At 60.5% G+C, this 16847-nt stretch carries 16 protein-coding genes; 5 read left to right on the forward strand and 11 right to left on the reverse strand.

What is annotated here, in order from left to right; all coding sequences use genetic code 11:
* The first annotated feature begins 125 nt into the window (after positions 1 to 125).
* Together ygfZ and hisI are read left to right on the forward strand one after the other, a co-directional pair.
* Positions 126 to 923 carry a CAF17-like 4Fe-4S cluster assembly/insertion protein YgfZ gene (gene ygfZ / locus AAID99_RS07105; RefSeq protein ID WP_498493519.1) on the forward strand — a complete coding sequence of 266 codons (798 nt, stop codon included), beginning with the start codon at positions 126 to 128 and terminating at the stop codon, positions 921 to 923.
* The gene (hisI, locus tag AAID99_RS07110; RefSeq protein ID WP_498493520.1) at positions 920 to 1342 is read left to right on the forward strand and encodes a phosphoribosyl-AMP cyclohydrolase; all 423 of its coding nucleotides are present in this window, start codon (positions 920 to 922) and stop codon (positions 1340 to 1342) included. Before ygfZ ends, hisI begins: the two co-directional genes overlap by 4 nt.
* A gap of 7 nt (positions 1343 to 1349) precedes the next feature.
* Here the strand turns inward: hisI and lpxB are convergent, their stop codons facing one another.
* The 5 genes from lpxB to rpmI all read right to left on the reverse strand — a co-directional run bounded on the left by lpxB (position 1350) and on the right by rpmI (position 6835).
* Positions 1350 to 2570 (reverse strand): lipid-A-disaccharide synthase, encoded by a 1221-nt coding sequence (gene lpxB / locus AAID99_RS07115; protein WP_498493521.1) that lies wholly within the window; start codon positions 2568 to 2570, stop codon positions 1350 to 1352.
* Positions 2571 to 2576: 6 nt separating this feature from the next.
* Positions 2577 to 5039: a phenylalanine--tRNA ligase subunit beta gene (pheT, locus tag AAID99_RS07120; RefSeq protein WP_498493522.1), complete on the reverse strand. Its 2463-nt coding sequence runs from the start codon at positions 5037 to 5039 to the stop codon at positions 2577 to 2579.
* Between the two features lie 4 nt (positions 5040 to 5043).
* The gene (gene pheS / locus AAID99_RS07125) at positions 5044 to 6114 is read right to left on the reverse strand and encodes a phenylalanine--tRNA ligase subunit alpha (RefSeq protein ID WP_498494276.1); all 1071 of its coding nucleotides are present in this window, start codon (positions 6112 to 6114) and stop codon (positions 5044 to 5046) included.
* 118 nt (positions 6115 to 6232) lie between these two features.
* Positions 6233 to 6619 carry a 50S ribosomal protein L20 gene (rplT, locus tag AAID99_RS07130; protein ID WP_147094196.1) on the reverse strand — a complete coding sequence of 129 codons (387 nt, stop codon included), beginning with the start codon at positions 6617 to 6619 and terminating at the stop codon, positions 6233 to 6235.
* 12 nt (positions 6620 to 6631) lie between these two features.
* Complete coding sequence (gene rpmI / locus AAID99_RS07135) at positions 6632 to 6835, reverse strand: 50S ribosomal protein L35 (RefSeq protein WP_023978115.1); 204 nt, start codon at positions 6833 to 6835, stop codon at positions 6632 to 6634.
* A gap of 287 nt (positions 6836 to 7122) precedes the next feature.
* On the opposite strand from rpmI, the gene AAID99_RS07140 reads away from it, so the two are divergent.
* Positions 7123 to 9543: a glucose/quinate/shikimate family membrane-bound PQQ-dependent dehydrogenase gene (locus AAID99_RS07140; protein ID WP_332362535.1), complete on the forward strand. Its 2421-nt coding sequence runs from the start codon at positions 7123 to 7125 to the stop codon at positions 9541 to 9543.
* 156 nt (positions 9544 to 9699) lie between these two features.
* Positions 9700 to 9942 (forward strand): hypothetical protein, encoded by a 243-nt coding sequence (locus AAID99_RS07145; protein ID WP_498493523.1) that lies wholly within the window; start codon positions 9700 to 9702, stop codon positions 9940 to 9942.
* Positions 9943 to 10010: 68 nt separating this feature from the next.
* Here the strand turns inward: AAID99_RS07145 and AAID99_RS07150 are convergent, their stop codons facing one another.
* The 6 genes from AAID99_RS07150 to AAID99_RS07175 all read right to left on the reverse strand — a co-directional run bounded on the left by AAID99_RS07150 (position 10011) and on the right by AAID99_RS07175 (position 16436).
* Complete coding sequence (locus AAID99_RS07150; RefSeq protein WP_498493524.1) at positions 10011 to 10457, reverse strand: SufE family protein; 447 nt, start codon at positions 10455 to 10457, stop codon at positions 10011 to 10013.
* Positions 10454 to 11770 carry an ATP-dependent protease ATPase subunit HslU gene (hslU, locus tag AAID99_RS07155; protein ID WP_498493525.1) on the reverse strand — a complete coding sequence of 439 codons (1317 nt, stop codon included), beginning with the start codon at positions 11768 to 11770 and terminating at the stop codon, positions 10454 to 10456. Before hslU ends, AAID99_RS07150 begins: the two co-directional genes overlap by 4 nt.
* On the reverse strand, positions 11770 to 12348 hold the full coding sequence (gene hslV / locus AAID99_RS07160) for an ATP-dependent protease subunit HslV (protein WP_188425916.1): 579 nt from the start codon (positions 12346 to 12348) through the stop codon (positions 11770 to 11772). Before hslV ends, hslU begins: the two co-directional genes overlap by 1 nt.
* Positions 12349 to 12436: 88 nt before the next feature.
* A complete protein-coding gene (locus tag AAID99_RS07165) occupies positions 12437 to 14362 on the reverse strand; it encodes a response regulator (protein ID WP_498493526.1) in 1926 nt (641 codons plus the stop codon).
* Positions 14359 to 16230 carry a response regulator gene (locus AAID99_RS07170; protein ID WP_188425917.1) on the reverse strand — a complete coding sequence of 624 codons (1872 nt, stop codon included), beginning with the start codon at positions 16228 to 16230 and terminating at the stop codon, positions 14359 to 14361. Before AAID99_RS07170 ends, AAID99_RS07165 begins: the two co-directional genes overlap by 4 nt.
* Complete coding sequence (locus AAID99_RS07175) at positions 16227 to 16436, reverse strand: hypothetical protein (RefSeq protein WP_188425918.1); 210 nt, start codon at positions 16434 to 16436, stop codon at positions 16227 to 16229. Before AAID99_RS07175 ends, AAID99_RS07170 begins: the two co-directional genes overlap by 4 nt.
* Between AAID99_RS07175 and AAID99_RS07180 the strand changes: the two genes are divergently transcribed.
* Complete coding sequence (locus AAID99_RS07180; RefSeq protein WP_188425919.1) at positions 16435 to 16845, forward strand: hypothetical protein; 411 nt, start codon at positions 16435 to 16437, stop codon at positions 16843 to 16845. The two genes, AAID99_RS07175 and AAID99_RS07180, sit on opposite strands and share 2 nt — an antisense overlap.
* The last annotated feature ends 2 nt before the right edge of the window (positions 16846 to 16847 follow it).

Consider the following 16847-nt stretch of genomic DNA (forward strand, 5'->3'; position numbering starts at 1 on the left):
GGGAATGACTTGCGTTGACAACCTAACGTGCGAATAACCTATGCGTCGCGTTCACATCTTCTCTCTTGTTTCATGACGCTGCAATCCGCATCTCCTATCAATACTGTCCGAAATGGAGAACCATAATGGCAAGAGCATGGCTCACGGATCGCTCGGTCCTCTCCGTAAGCGGTCAGGACAGGGTGAGCTTTCTACAGGGGCTCGTCTCGAATGACGTAACCCTGGCTGATTCTGAAAAACTGGTCTGGTCAGGCTTTCTGACGCCGCAGGGGCGTTACCTCTCGGATTTCTTTATCTGGCATAGTGGCGATGTTCTTCACCTCGATGTCCCCGCAGATCACGCGGCCTTTCTCTGCACGCGGCTTTCGCGCTTCCGTCTGCGGGCCGATGTCCTGATCGAACAGACTACCCTTGCCGTCGAGGCGCTCTGGGACGGCGAAACCGCCAGCGATGCACGGCCTGATCCGAGGCTCGACACGGCCGGTTCTCGCCGTATTGCCCCGGCTGAGAGCGCAGGCAACGCCGAGGCCCTCAACGCCTATCACAGCCACCGCCTGACCCTTGGCCTGACCGATTCAAGCGATTGCGAAACTGAAAAGACCCTGTTGATCGAAGCCAATTTCGACTGGCTCAACGGCATTTCCTTCCAGAAAGGATGCTATATGGGTCAGGAGCTCACAGCGCGCACCCATTATCGCGGGCTGGTCAAGAAACGCCTTGTGCCCGTACGCAGCGATCACACCCTGCCGCCACCCGGTACGCTGCTGATGGAGGGCGATCGCGAGATCGGTCAGATGCGCAGCAGCATCGGCACGCACGGCCTCGCCCTCCTGCGGCGCGAAGTCTGGTCAAAAGACATCCTGCATGAGGGGTTGACCCTCACCCCCCAACGACCAGACTGGTTCAGAGAAGAGACACCATGAGCTACTCCCCCCCCGACCAGCAGACGCTGGAAGGCATCCTCGATACGGTCAAATTCGACAAGGATGGGCTGATTGCCGCCATTGCCCAGTCTGCAGAGGCGCCGCATGAGATCCTGATGCTCGCCTGGATGAATCGCGAGGCTCTGGCTGAAACGCTTACGACAGGGCGGGTCTGCTACTTCTCACGCAGCCGCAACGCGCTTTGGCGCAAGGGCGAGAGTTCGGGTCAGACGCAGCATCTCGTTTCTGCACGTATCGACTGCGACCGCGATGCCGTGCTGGTGCTTGTTCAGCAAAAAGGCGTCGCCTGTCACACCGGACGCCGAAGCTGTTTTTATCACGAAGTCACGCCCGAGGGGCTGCGCGATACCACCGCCCCCGAAATCTCGGCCGAGGTGCTCTACGGCAAAAGCCACTAGGGGGGCGCTACTCCCGCTCTGCGGTTACGTCTTTGCCTGCGCTGCGTGACTTTTCGTTCAAAATTCGCAGTACAGCTTCCGCTGCAGCATCGGAAGGCGTTCCGTTGTGCTTGTCCGATTCCGTCGGTCTGAGTTGGGCCATGACGGCGTCGAACGCGGTTTTCTGCGCCTTGCCCAGAGCGGGATCAGTCAGAAGCGCATAGGCCGAATCGGCAAGATGCTCTGGCGTGCAGCGTTCCTGAAGCAGTTCAGGCACCACCTCGCGGCCGGCGAGCAGATTGACCATGGCGACATATTTCACCTTTATCATGCGGCGCGCCATGAACGCCGTCACCGGGTTTACGCGATAAGCGACCGCCATGGGCACATGAGCCAGAGCGAGCTCAAGCGTTGACGTGCCCGATTTCGTCAGCGCCGCCCCGGCTGCGGCAAAGGCATCATGCTTGTCATGCAGCTCGGTTACGATGATCGGCTTGACCGGCCATTTCGCGACAGCGGCTTTCACTGTCTGGGCGACGAGAGGAGAGAGCGGCAGCACCGGGCAGATATCCGGCAGGCGCTTCTTCAGCAGCGACAGCATACGGCCATAGACTGGCAGAAGGCGCGGCACTTCCGAGCGACGGCTACCCGGCATCAGGATCAGCACGGGCGCCTTATCGCTCAGCCCATGCCGCAGCCTGAAGCGCTTCGCATCGCCCTGATCGGCGCCGGATTGCAGAACAGGATGACCTACGAAATCGACCGCCACCCCACGCTGGGCAAACCACTCGACCTCGAAGGGCAGAAGGCAGAGCAGCCTGTCCCAGAGTTCGGGAAAGCTATGGACGCGCTTTTCATGCCAGGCCCAGACCTGAGGGCCGACATAATGGATCTTCGGTACATTCTGATCGCGTAGCCGCTTGAGAAAGCGCAGGGCAAAACCGGGGGAGTCGATCGTGACGATCATGTCCGGTTGACGCAGCACCACATCATTCACCGCCTCATTGAGGCGCTGCGATAGCTGCCTGATTCGAGGCAGCACCTCGACCAGTCCCATGACGGCCAGATCACGCATGGGGAACAGGCTGTTGAGCCCCAGAGCCTCCATGCGTGGTCCGCCGATCCCGACAAAGATCAGATGCGGGTCGCGCGCGTGCAACGCCTGCATGAGATGGGCCCCGAGCACATCGCCACTGGCCTCACCTGCCAGAAGCCAGATGACACGAGGGGCGATGAGCGAATGGGGCATGAGCGTTCAGCGCCTCAGGGTTGCGCCGGTTGCCTTGGCAACAGCAGCGATGATTTTCTCGGACACGGCGTCGATCTCTTCATCAGTCAGGCTCGCCTTGACCGGCTGAAGGGTCACCTCGATGCCGAGGGAGCGATGACCGGCTTCGAGCGGCGCCCCTTCATAAACATCGAAGAGGCTGACATCGGTAATGAGCGCCCGCTCCGCCCCGCGCGCTGCCTTGAGCACAGCCTGCGCTTCGACACCGGGCGCCACGATGAAGGCGAAATCACGGCTGATTGGCTGGAAGGCAGACAGAGAGGGTGCCTGACGACGCTTCACCTTCGGTAGCGGTACAGCATCGAGCCAGATCTCGAAGACAACGAGCGTGCCATCGATCCCCATCGCCCGGGTCACCCGGGGATGCAGCTCGCCAAAACAACCGAGAGCCATTTTGGGCCCCTGACGCACGACGCCCGAACGGCCAGGGTGATAATAGCCCGGCGCATCAGTTGTGATGCTGAGCGCCTCGGCTGGGAGCTTCAGCGCATCCAGTGCCGCCATCAGATCGGCCTTGGCATCCCAGAGCGTTCTTGCCTGAGCCCGCGCACCGGGGCGACGCGGCGTTTCACCGCCACGAAGACCTGCCAGCACCAGCTTCTGACCATCGGCATGGAAGGACGGTCCAATCTCAAAGAGGGCAGCATCGGCAAAGCCGCGCGCCGCATTGCGCTGCCAGGCACGCACCAGATTGACCAGAGGTGTCGGGCGCATCTGGTTGAGATCGGAAGCGATCGGGTTCAGCAGACGCAACCCTTCCGGAGCACCACCGAACAGGAGCGCATCTTCATGCGAGACGAAAGAGAATCCGACCGTCTCGACAAGGCCGCGCATCGCGCAGAGTCGGCGCAGCTCGCCGAGACGCTTCTGGGCGGGCGTCAAGGCAGGGCCCGCAATGGCGGTCTTTTGCGGCAGGGCCTGTGGCGGAATCAGATCCAGACCATGGATACGCAGCACTTCCTCGATCAGGTCGTTCTCGGCCTCAATGGCATGAACGGAAGACGCTGCCGTCCGGGCCTGATCCGGGTCGAGATGCGGCGCCTGGTCGAGCATCACCCCCATGGCCACATCGTTACGCCATGACGGCACGGCAAAGCAGGCACGTGCGTCGTCGCGCTCCTTCACCTCGAAGCCCAGATGCTCGAGAATGCGCAACGCCTCATCGGACTCGATCTGTGCGCCGCCAAGGCTTTCGAGACGCTCGAAACGCAGCCAGGCCTCGCGATGCCAGTCAGGAAGATTTCCGGCAGTGGTCACTTCGCTCGCCTCGCCGCCGCAAAGCGACAGGATCAGCCGTGTTGCTGCCTCGAGCCCCGACAGCACCAGTGCCGGGTCGATTCCACGCTCGAAACGCTGACGCGCATCCGTGTGCACAGCAAGACGGCGCCCGGTCAGAGCGATGCGCACGGGGTCGAAAAGAGCTGCTTCGATGAACACGTCGCAGGTTTCGTCTGAGACGCCCGTCGATTCACCGCCGATCAAGCCGGCCAGAGACTGAACACCAGCCTGATCGACAATGACCAGATCATCGGTGCCGAGCACCAGATCGCGTCCGTCAAGCGCGCGGAAAGTCTCACGCGCAGCGCGCGTCAGGGACAGACTCGTCCCGCTGATCTTTGCCGCATCGAAGACATGAAGCGGGCGTCCGAGATCGAAGGTAAGGAAATTGGTGATATCCACCAGCGCGCTGATGGGCTTCAGCCCAATCGACTCCAGCCTCTGACGCAGCCAGTCGGGGCTCGGGCCGTTCTTTACACCGCGAACCAGTCGTCCTGCGATGAAAGGGCAAGCCGTTTCATACTGAATATTCCATGAAATCGGGGAAGGAAAATGACCTTCGACCGTCTCCACAAGCCAAGGCTTGAGATGACCTATTCCGTAGGCTGCCAGATCGCGGGCAATGCCGCGTACGCTTAGCGCATCACCACGATTGGGGGTGATGGAGATATCGATCACCGGATCGTCCAGCTTTGCATAATCGGCATAGGCCTGACCCAGCACGACCGTCTCTGGCAGTTCGGCAATACCGTCTGACTCAGCGCCCAGACCCAGCTCACGCAGCGAGCAGAGCATGCCGCCACTTTCCTGACCGCGAATCTTGCCAGCCTTGATGGTGATATTGCTTCCCGGGATATACGTGCCCGGCGGGGCGAAAATCACATGCAGCCCGGTGCGTGCATTGGGAGCGCCGCAAACGACCTGCACTTTTTCATAGTCGCCGCCAGCGGCCACGACGCAGACCTGAAGACGATCGGCATCGGGGTGGCGATGCGCTTCGAGAATTTTCGCAACACGAAATCCGCGCAGGCTGTCAGCCGGATTTTCGACGCTTTCGACCTCAAGACCGATCGTGTTGAGGGCGCTCAGGATCTCGTCGAGCGATGCGGTGAAATCGAGATGCTCACGCAGCCAGGAAAGAGTGAATTTCATGGTCTCAGACTCCTTCTGCGAGGCTGGCGGAAGACAGGGAGGAGAAGCCGTAATGGCGCAGCCATCTCAAATCGCTCTCATAGAAGGAACGTAGATCGGGAATGCCGTTCTTGAGCATGGTCAGACGCTCAATTCCCATTCCGAAGGCAAAGCCCTGCCAGATGGCGGGATCAAGGCCGCAATTGGCCAGAACACGCGGATGCACCATGCCCGACCCCAGAACCTCCAGCCAGTCCGTGCCACCGCCGATCTCGCCCGTCTGGCGCGACCAGCCGATATCGACCTCCATCGAGGGTTCGGTGAACGGGAAATACGACGCGCGAAAACGCACCGGCAGATTCGGCTTGTCGAAGAACACGCGAAGAAACTCGATCAGACAGCCCTTGAGATGACCAAGCGTGATGCCCTTGTCGATAACGAGCCCTTCGCACTGATGGAACATCGGCGAATGGGTGGCGTCATGATCGGCGCGATAGGTGCGGCCGGGCGCGATGATGCGTATGGGCGGTTCCTGGGTCAGCATGGTGCGAATCTGAACGCCAGATGTCTGGGTGCGCAGCACGCGCGCCGGAGCGTCTTCATGCGTGGCGGGCAGATAGAACGTATCGTGCTCGGTGCGTGCCGGATGATGGTCAGGCGTATTGAGCGCCGAGAAATTATGCCACTGGGACTCGATATCCGGCCCTTCGGCAACGCTGAATCCCATCGCCCCGAAAATGGCCGTCATTTCCTCAATGGTGCGGCTGATCGGATGGACAAGACCGAGCGGAGTCGCCGGTGCCGGCAGGGTCACATCGACCTGCTCGGATTTCAGACGCGATTCGAGGGCTGCCTCGACAATTTCCTGGCCACGCTGCTCGACCGCAGTGTTGAGCGCATCGCGCAGGCGGTTCAGCGCCTGACCGCGTTCCTTGCGCTCTTCCGGGCTCATCTTGCCCAGTTCCTTGAGCAGTCGTGTCAGGCGGCCGGATTTGCCCAGCACACCGACACGAATGGCATCCCAGGCGGCGTGATCCTGCGCCTGCGCCAACGCTTCGAGAGTTTCGCTTCTCAGCGCTTCCAGATCATCGCCCATCACTGCCTGTCCCATCGTTCGTCTGGTGGTGCCGTCAAAAAAGAAAACGGGCCGTCCTGATACAGGACGACCCGTTTTCTATCAAATCTGCAAATCGGCAAATCCGAAAAGCGGCAGATCAGGCCTGAGCCGTCTGCTCCTGGGCAGGCTGCTCGAGAGCCATCTGCGCCAGCTTCACGATTTCGGCGAAAGTTGCTGCGTCATCGAATGCGATGGCGGCCAGAACCTTGCGGTCGATTTCGATGCCAGCCTTTGCAAGACCATTGATGAACTTGCTGTAGGTCAGGCCCTGCTCGCGAACGGCAGCGTTGATACGCTGGATCCACAGAGCGCGGAAATCGCGCTTCTTGTTGCGACGGTCGCGATAGGCATAACGAAGAGCCTTCTCGACGCGCTCAAGAGCGATACGATAGTTGGTGGAAGACCGGCCGCGGTAACCCTTGGCGAGATCCAGAACCTTCTTGTGACGGGCGTGCGTCGTTACGCCGCGCTTAACACGTGCCATTTATATTGCTCCTCAAGCCAGTCCGTAGGGGGCCCACTGCTTCACGGTCTTCGCATCCATGTCCGTCATGGTCTGCGGGCCGCGATTGGTGCGCTTCATTTTCTGCGGACGGTTGATGAGGCCGTGGCGCTTGTTGCCGGGACCGCACATCACCTTGCCGGTCGCGGTGATCTTGAACCGCTTCTTGACCGACGACTTGGTCTTCATCTTGGGCATTTCGTTCTCCTCTCGACATATCAGGCAGCTTGTCGCAATCACTCGCAACCACCACCAAGCGGCCAGGCATGCCCTACCATCGCCTGGACGCGCGTTCGAAAGGGGGCACCTATAGGATATCTTGCCTCCGCACAACCCGTTTTAACGCGCATAAACATTTACTTTAGGTTAGACGGGACCTTAACCATGATGTGGGACGTTCTTGACGTAGATCAACATTTGCGCCTTTTACCACGCGGTCTCTTTTCACAACGTTTCCGACCACGAAACCTCATATAGGACGACGCATGAACACGGTTTCCCGGCCGCGGTTCTGGGCAGCCCTCACCGCCGTCATATTTGCCCTCGTTGGCATCTATCTGACACTCGGCGGTGTCTGGCTCCTGAGCTATGGCGACACCCCTTATTATGCAGTCTGCGGTATAGCCCTTCTGGCCACCGCGTATCTTGTCTGGACCGGCCGCCCGGCGGCTTTTTGGCTCTACACCCTTATCATCCTTGGCTCCCTTGCCTGGGCGATTGGCGAAATCGGCATCGATTTCTGGTCTCTCGTCCCCCGCGGTGACGTCATCGTCATCCTCGGCATCTGGCTGCTTCTGCCCTTCGTCAGCCGGCAGATCACCACGAGCCGCCTGGCCACCTTCCCCCTCGCCGGCAGCGTTCTTCTCGCCCTGATCGTCGTGATCGTCGCGTTCGTGCAGGACCCGGGCGACAAGGAAGGCAACCTGCCGACAGACAAGATCGCCGCTGCAGGCAGCGATGCGTCGCAGGTGCCCGATGGTGACTGGCATGCCTATGGCCGTACCCAGTATGGCGATCGTTTCTCGCCGCTGACGCAGATCAACTCGGACAATGTGAGCAAGCTCAAGGTTGCCTGGACCCTGCGTACGGGCGATCTAAAGGGGCCGAACGATCCGGGCGAAGCCACCAACGAAGCCACACCGCTGGCAGTCGATGGCACGCTGTATTTCTGCTCGCTTCACCAGAAGCTCTGGGCTGTCGACGGTGCAACCGGCAAGACGAAATGGGTGTTCGACCCCCATCTCTACGTCAACCCCGGCTTCCAGCATCTCACCTGCCGTGGCGTGACCTATCACAAATCCGACGCCAGCGCCGTGACGTCCGATGGGACGCCCGCGCCGGATGAGTGCCATGAGCGCCTCTTCCTTCCGGTCAATGATGGTCGCATGTTTGCCGTCGACGCCCAGACAGGCAAGGCCTGCCCGAGCTTCGGCAAGAATGGCGAAATCGATCTACGCACGCCCTTCATGCCGTATGACCATGTTGGCGGCTATGAGCCGACATCGCCTCCGGTCGTGACCGATAAGGTTGTCATCGTCTCCGGTGCCGTGACCGATAACGGATCCACCAAGGAGCCGTCAGGTGTCACACGCGCATTCGATCTGTTCACCGGCAAGCTGGTCTGGGTATTCGACCCGTCCAACCCCGATCCGAACGAAATGCCGACGGGTGACCACAAATACGTCGCCAACTCGCCCAATTCCTGGATCACCGCGTCCTATGACGCCAATCTGGGTCTCGTCTACATCCCGACCGGTGTGCAGACGCCTGACCAGTGGGGCGGCAACCGCACACCTGACGCAGAGCGTTATGCCTCGGCCATTCTCGCCCTTCATGCGGATACCGGCAAGCTGGCCTGGAGCTACCAGACCGTTCACCACGACCTGTGGGACATGGATCTGCCGGCCCAGATGAGCCTTGTGGACATCACGCAGAAGGATGGCACCGTCATCCCGACCATCTACGCGCCGGCCAAAACGGGCAACGTGTTCGTGCTCGATCGTCGTGACGGCAAGCTGGTCGTGCCTGCTCCCGAACTTCCGGTTCCCCAGGACGTGGTCAAGGGCGATCACGTCGCACCGACCCAGCCCTTCTCTGACCTGACCCTTCGTCCCAAGGCCCTGCTGACGGGCAAGGATATGTGGGGCGGCACCGTGTTCGACCAGCTGATCTGCCGCGTGGCATTCCATCAGCTCGACTACAAGGGCACGTTCACTGCCCCTTCAGAACGCGGCTCGCTTATCTTCCCGGGCAATCTCGGTATCTTCGAGTGGGGTGGCCTTGCGGTCGATCCGCAGCGTCAGATCGCCATTTCCAACCCGATCGCCCTGCCCTTCGTGTCGAAGCTCGTTCCCCGTGGTCCGGGTAACCCGCTCTGGCCGGAAGATGGCAATAGAAAGGGTTCCGGTGGCGAGACCGGTCTGCAGCATAACTACGGCGCACCTTATGCCGTCATGCTCAGCCCGTTCCTGAACCCCATCACCACGAAGCTGGGTCTGCCCATCCCGTGCAAGCGTCCGCCGTGGGGCTACATGGCCGGTATCGACCTGCGCACCAACAAGGTGATCTGGCAGCACCGCAATGGCACGCTGCGTGACAGCCTCTACAGCAGCTCGCTCCCCGTGCAGCTTCCGCCGCTGAAGATCGGCGTGCCGAGCCTCGGTGGCCCGCTCACCACAGCTGGCAACGTCGCCTTCCTGACCTCGACGCTGGATTTTTACATCCGCGCCTATGATGTCACGACCGGCAAGACACTGTGGCAGGACCGTCTGCCTGCTGGTGGCCAGTCCACCCCGATGAGCTACTCTGTCAATGGCAAGCAGTACATCGTGACCTATGCTGGCGGCCATGGTTCGTTCGGCACCAAGATGGGCGATTACGTCATCGCCTACGCTCTGCCGAACTGATCCGGTTCAGCAGACCAACGGAAAAACCCGCCTTCTGGCGGGTTTTTTTGTGTCTGCTCGTCGGGCCAGGAAGGTTTTGTGACGCAGGCAAAAACCCTTGCACCTGCGTAAATAATGTCAGAGTGTTTCAACACCCTCAAACGAAGGAAATGAGCCATGCTCCGTGGATTTCTCGCCCTGACCCTTCTGTGCGGCGCGATCGCTGCACCAGTCGCCTATGCCAAGCCCTGTCGTGACGCCACCACCGGCAAGTTCACGAAATGCGAGAAGCCAAAGGCTGAGAAATGTCGTGACGCCAAAGGCAAGTTCACGAAGTGCAAGGCTGATACTGCCGCTAAGGACGATACCAAGGCGGCCACGGCAGCAACGCCCGCCGATGGCGCGCCCGGCAAGAACTGACCCGGACGCGAAAGCGTCTTTACCGGACCAGAAACAAAAAGACCCGGCAATGCCGGGTCTTTTCTCGTTCAGGCACGGGCGCGGGCGCGTATCGCTTGCGCCATGGCTTCCACACCATTGCCCCTGTTTGTCGAGAGCGCTTTCACCAATCCCAGATCATGCAGGAATTTCGGATCTGTTGCCTCGATCTCGGCCTTGCTGCGTCCTGAATAGACACGCAGCAAAAACGCAACGAGCCCGCTTACGATAGCGGCGTCCGAGGCTCCGGCAAAATACAGCCTGCCATCAGCCTCATGCGCCTCCAGCCATACCTGGCTCTGGCAACCCGGCACGCGATGGGCGTCATTCTGCCACTCGGCAGGAAAACCCGGCAAACCTCGCCCCATCTCGATGATATATTCGTAACGATCCATCCAGTCGTCGAACATGGCCAGTTCGTCGCTGATCGCGACAATGGCCTCTTCTGCCGATCCGTCGACCGGCTGCACCCACGGTGCCTGAACCGCGCCGCTCACAGGATGAACCTGCTCAGATCGCCCTTGCTGGCAAGGGGAGCCACACGCTCCTGAACATCCTGCGCTGTGACGGTAATCGTTTCACCACCACAATCGGAAGCACGGAACGAGATATCTTCCAGCAGGCGCTCCATCACCGTTGCCAGACGTCTGGCACCGATATTCTCGACGCGCTCATTGATATCCGCAGCCAGCTCGGCCAGCGCCTCGACAGCGCCGTCCTCGAAAATCAGGGTGACCTTCTCGGTGCCCAGCAGCGACACATATTGCTTGAGCAGCGAGTGCTCCGGCTCGAGCAGGATACGCTTGAGATCATCACGGGTGAGACCTGCCAGCTCTACACGGATCGGCAGACGCCCCTGCAGTTCAGGCAGCAGATCGGAGGGCTTCGCCAGGTGGAACGCCCCGGAGGCGATAAAGAGGATATGATCCGTCTTGACCGGACCATATTTGGTGGTGACCGTCGTGCCCTCGATCAGCGGCAGCAGATCGCGCTGGACGCCTTCACGAGAAATATCGCCACTGCGCCCCCCGCCCTCGCCGGAGCGGGCGCAGACCTTGTCGATTTCATCGAGAAAGACGATGCCGTGATCCTGCGCGTGGCGCACGGCGTCCTGAGTCAGGGCGTCGCTGTCGACCAGCCGGTCGGCCTCCTCGCGGATCAGCAGCATACGCGCGGCCTCAATGGTCAGACGACGCTTCTGCGGCGAGCGATTCATCAGATTTTTCATCAGATCGCCGAAGGCCGCCGCATTCATGACGGTGCCGCCTGCCATTTCCGGCATGTCGCCCGGGCCCGCCTCGCGACCGACCTGAATCTCGATTTCCTTGTCCTCGAGTTCCCCATTGCGCAGCATCTGGCGGAACTTGGTCTTGGTGTCAGCCGAAGCACCCTCGCCCGTCATAGCATCGACAAGGCGTGCCTCGGCAGCCAGTTCGGCCTTGGCATTCACATCCTTGCGCCGCGCTTCGCGCAGCATGGTCAGCGAGACTTCGACCAGATCGCGCACGATCGATTCCACATCACGACCGACATAGCCGACCTCGGTGAATTTCGTGGCCTCGACCTTCAGAAAAGGCGATTGCGCGAGACGGGCCAGTCGGCGGGCAATTTCGGTCTTGCCGCAACCGGTCGGGCCGATCATCAGGATGTTTTTGGGCACGACCTCTTCACGCAGCCCGTCAGCAAGCTGCGCCCGGCGCCAGCGATTACGCATGGCAATGGCCACGGCACGCTTGGCCTCGTTCTGCCCGATGATGAAGCGATCAAGCTCGGAAACGATCTCGCGCGGCGAGTAATTCGGAATTTCCATCAGAGCGTCTCCCCGCCGAGCAGTTCCACCCGAACGGAGTGGTTGGTGTAAACACAGATATCGCCTGCAATTCTCATGGCCTTGCGCGCCACATCCTCTGCCGTCAGCCCCTCGATATCGATCAGGGCACGCGCCGCCGACAGGGCATAATTGCCCCCGGAGCCAATAGCGATGATGCCGTCTTCTGGCTCCAGAACATCACCATTGCCAGTAAGGGTGAAAGAGCGATGCGCATCAGCCACCGCCATCATGGCTTCAAGCCGACGCAGATAGCGATCGGTCCGCCAATCCTTGGCCAGATCCACACAGGCGCGTTCGAGCTGGTCAGGATAACGCTCAAGCTTGGCTTCGAGACGTTCGAGCAGCGTGAAGGCATCGGCCGTCGCACCGGCGAAACCAGCCAGAATGGCACCTTTCGGGCCAATACGCCGGACCTTGCGGGCATTGCCCTTGATGACAGTCTGGCCAAGCGTCACCTGCCCGTCACCCGCCATGGCCACCTGACCATCACGACGAACACAGAGGATGGTGGTGCCATGCCAGCCAACAGGGTCATGGGGAGAAGATGAGTTCTGCATGCTCCTTCACATAAGCCGTATGCGCCGTCAGACAAGATCGAAACCTCTTCTGACGGCACGACTGCACGGCGCTGTCAGATGCTACGCCTCAGCCTCGCTTGCGCATTGTCGTGCAGATCGCCTCACGCAATTCCTGCGGGGTGAAAGGCTTGCCGAGCACGAAGGCCTGCGCAGGCAGATTCTGCGGATCGGCATAGCCACTGACATAAAGCACCGGCAGGTCAGGATAACGCGCCGCCACGATCAGCCCGCATTCCCGCCCACCCATGCCGGGCATGAGAAGATCGAGCACGACCAGATCGACTGGGTCACCCTTTTCGAGATAGCTGATCACGTCGGCGCCATCGGGCACGCTGACAACATGATGACCATCCTGTGTCAGGAACTGCGCGGTGACGAGTCGGACACCGGGCTCATCATCCGCCAACAGAATACGCAAGGGCCTGGAGGGCTGCGTCTCTGCCCTGTCGGGAACGGCCCCATCCTCTCTTTCGGGCGCACAGACGGGCAGTGTCACGATCATGCTCGTGCCACGATCGGGAACGCTTTCCACACGGATGTCGCCGCCACTGCGCTGCAGGAACCCATAGATGGTCGAGAGACCAAGACCCGTTCCGCTTCCAAGCCCCTTGGTGGTGAAGAAAGGCTCGAAGATACGACGCACGACTTCCGGCGGCATCCCGCAGCCCTGATCTTCCACCGTAAGGATGACGCATGGAGCCCCTGCCGCATTGGTCTCGCTGGCAAGGCGGATACTGATCGTCCCTCCCTTGGGCATCGCATCGCGCGCATTGATACACAGGTTGAGCAACGCCATTTCCAGCTGCCCCGAATCGCTGAGCACGGGCGCAACTGGCAGATCACGCGGTACGGCATCGAGGTCCAGCGTGCACCGCCCCGTCTCGCCACGCAGGTCGCTGGGGCGGCTGAGGCTCTGCACGATCAGGTCGCGCATGCTCCAGATCAGCTCGACCAGATCCACAGGCTTGAGCGCCACCGGCTTGGGACGACCGAACTCCAGCAGGCGTCGAGTCAGCACGGTGCCCCGACGCGCCGAGTCGAGTGCATTATCGAAAAGTTTGGTCACCATCGGGTCGCTGGCAGGCGTCATATCCTGCAGCAATTCAAGCGATCCCAGCATGGCGGTCAGCAGATTGTTGAAATCATGCGCGATACCGCCAGCCAGAGTGCCAAGCGCATGCATCTTGTCATCCTGACGCAGGCGCTCTTCCATGGCCAGACGCTCGGTCACGTCCCTGTCCAGGCTGAGCTGCCATCGTTGCGCCGAAGGATAGGGCACGCCTGAGGCATTGCGTGGCCAGGGTAGCGTCTGACGGGATATCTCGTGCCAGCGCACGCCTGCCGGTGTCGTCTCGGGTACGAGACGCATCACCTCGTCACGCTCCTTTGCCTCCTCGCGCATGGCCGATATCTCGGGGCGAAGCGCTTCATCGAAAAGCTTATCCTCCTCGATATCGCCCCGTGCGTTGACGGGGGCATCGACGTCGAAATTATGGCGCAGCACCGTGCCATCGGCTTCCGAAAACACGACATTCATAGGCACGGATTCCATCGCGCCATGCAGCAGCACGCGCTCGGTCATCAGCGCTCGCTCAAGCCTGTGATGAGCGGCCACCTCACGCACCATTGCGCGTAGCGAGTCGGACTCCCACGGCTTATGGGCGTAAAACTGGATGCGTCCCTGATTGAGGGCGGCAACGACCGCCGCCAGATCGGCGTAGCCGGTCAGAAGAATCCCGCGTGCGTCCGAAAATTCGCGCGCCTTGCTGAGCAGCACATCGCCCGTCATGTTCGGCATGCGCTGATCGGAGACGATCACGGCAATATCGGGCGATTTCTGCAGAAAACTCAACGCTTCGACAGGATCCGTGCTCGACAGGATATCGAATTCGTCTTCCAGCAGGTCCGTCAGCGCCACGAGGATTTCCGCCTCGTCATCAACGATAAGAATACGGCTGCGCCCGTACGGGACAGACATCTCTGTGCGTTTCATGCGCTGCGTCCTATCGTAACCGGGCCGGTAGGGGTCAATCGCACAGGAACGGAAAGTGTGAAACACGCCCCTACTCCATGACCGCCATCGAGATTGGCATCTTCAATATCAATCGAGCCTCCATGAGCCTCGATAACGCCATAGGCAATTGCCAATCCGAGACCCGTCCCCATTCCTACCGGCTTGGTAGTAAAGAAAGGCTCAAAGACCCTGGCGCGCAAATCAGCCGGCACACCAGGGCCGTCATCCGCCACGCTGATCACGTAATTCGCGCCCTGTTCATTCTGCCTGAGCTCCGTCTCAATCACGATCTTGCCGCTCGGCGCCCCGGGCTCGAGCCCTTCGACTTCGGCGCGTGACCGGATGGCATCGGCTGCATTACTCACGATATTCATAACGACCTGATGCAGCAGGGCTGGCTGACAGACCAGCATACGCGGCGCGGTCAAATGCCGCTCGACCGTAATTTCGCGTCCAAATTTATGGGCGAGTAGCGCCAGCGCCGTGTCGATTGCCTCGACCACATCCGTATCCTGAAACGCGCTCTCGTCGAGGCGGGAAAAGCGGCGCAGGCTAAGGACAAGATTCTGGATGCGCTGCAGGCCAAGACGCATCGCCCCGATACGATTGGCGCATTTTTCAAGCAAGGTGAGCTGGGACGGCTGAAGCGGTCCTTCCGTGTCGATCAGCTTGCGAAGGGCACGCGCTATCGTCTCCTCATGCGCCAGCGTGAACGCGAGCGGGTTGTTGATCTCATGCGCGATACCGGCCACCAGTTCACCGAGCGACGCCATCTTGGCAGTCTGAACGAGCTTCGCCTGCGTTTCAATCAACCGTGCATTGGCATCGGCGAGCTCCGCATTGGCATGAGCCAGTGCCTCCGCCATGGCCGCTTTCGCCGCAATGGCCCGTGCCTCGCTCTGGGCGGTCTGCAACGCGACCTCGCGCACCTGACGCTTGATTTCCTGCTGCCTGATCTCGTCCTGGGCAAGCTTCCGACGCACCAGCACCCTGATACGCAAGGCGAGCACATCCGGCGCGATATCACTGGGCACAAGATCATCGAGCCCGGCATCGAACAGATCCGCCGCAGAATGACGCCGGAACCGATCCGCATCGACAATGCCAAGAATGCGAAAAGACGTTCCGCCGGCCTCAAGCACATCCTGACGACGCGCATCGAGACGCCGACAGAAATTGACCCCATCGAGCAGGCGCGAGGTGAGATCGAGCACGAGGCAATCGGGCCCCTCTTCTCCCCCAAGCCATGCCCCGTTGATCAGCTCGCTAGACGCTGTAACCGTGGTAACTGTATGTCCATCACGCCAGAGCAATTCACCAAGGGAAGCCCCTGCGGCATCGCGCGCCCAATTGGCGTTCTCGCTGGTTTCTTCCTCGCAATCGTCGCTTCGTGGACTGGTGACGATGACGATGCGCGCGCGCCTGAAACGCCCGGCCTCTTCCGCCTGCAGAAAATCGGATCCCTCGCGCAGCAGAGCCCTGATGCGCAATACCAGCAAATCGGGATGGGCGGATTTCGAGATATAAGCATCCGCCCCGCTTTCGAGCCCCTCGCGCTCAAGACCCGGGGCCTCGTCTTCGGTGAGCATCAGGATCGGGATCGAACGTGTCTGGGCGTTCATGCGGAACTGCCGCGCCATCTGCCCGCCATTCATGCCCGGCAGATGATAATCGGAAACGACCAGATCAGGCAGACCGCTATCGAGGCAGGAGAGCGCTTCTTCACCACTAGCCACGCGCCGGACGGCAAAACCTGCGTTGTCGAGCAACGAGATCAGAGCCTGTGCCTGGCTGTCGGATTCCTCGACAATAAGAATCAGGGGAAGTTGCGTGTCTGAAAGGGTCATACAGTATCGGGGTCCATCATATCATGCACGCCACAAGGAACGACTGTGACCGTGCAAGGTCTGGAATGGGTGATTGTCAGGATCGGCTTTTGCCAATCATTGCATTTCGGCGCGCCGACAGCTACCTCAACGACAGACAATGTAGCCAGCTTCGACTGGACGCCATATTTTCCCGTGCCCGTTACGACAAGCTGAAAGCGCCCCATGGAAGCTCCGTCCCGCCCTTCCCTGTCACGTCTGGCCCAGGCAAGCGAAGATCGTGAGACCCGCCGGTCCACGGGACTCGGCTTTATCCGCACGACATTCTGGGCAATCTGCCATTTTGTCTTCTACTTCGCCCAGCAGGTGGCTGAGGTTCTGGCACCGCTCTGCCTTGTGCTCGGCATTGGCTGGATGGCCCTCCCCCGTGCGCTCGCGGCCATCACCACGGGTAGCGCCTCAACCGATCCGCAGGCACAGGATGTCATGAATCATGTGGTCGGCAGCATTCCTGACCATCTGACAATCGGCAGCCATGTCATGACACCGGGTGGTCTGATTTTTGATGGTTTCCTGCTGATGGCCATCGCCGCAGTCGGCGCGACGATTTCCGCCGTCGCTGCCCGGAATATGTGATT

The sequence above is a fragment of the Asaia sp. Ae19-3 genome, from assembly GCF_059801175.1.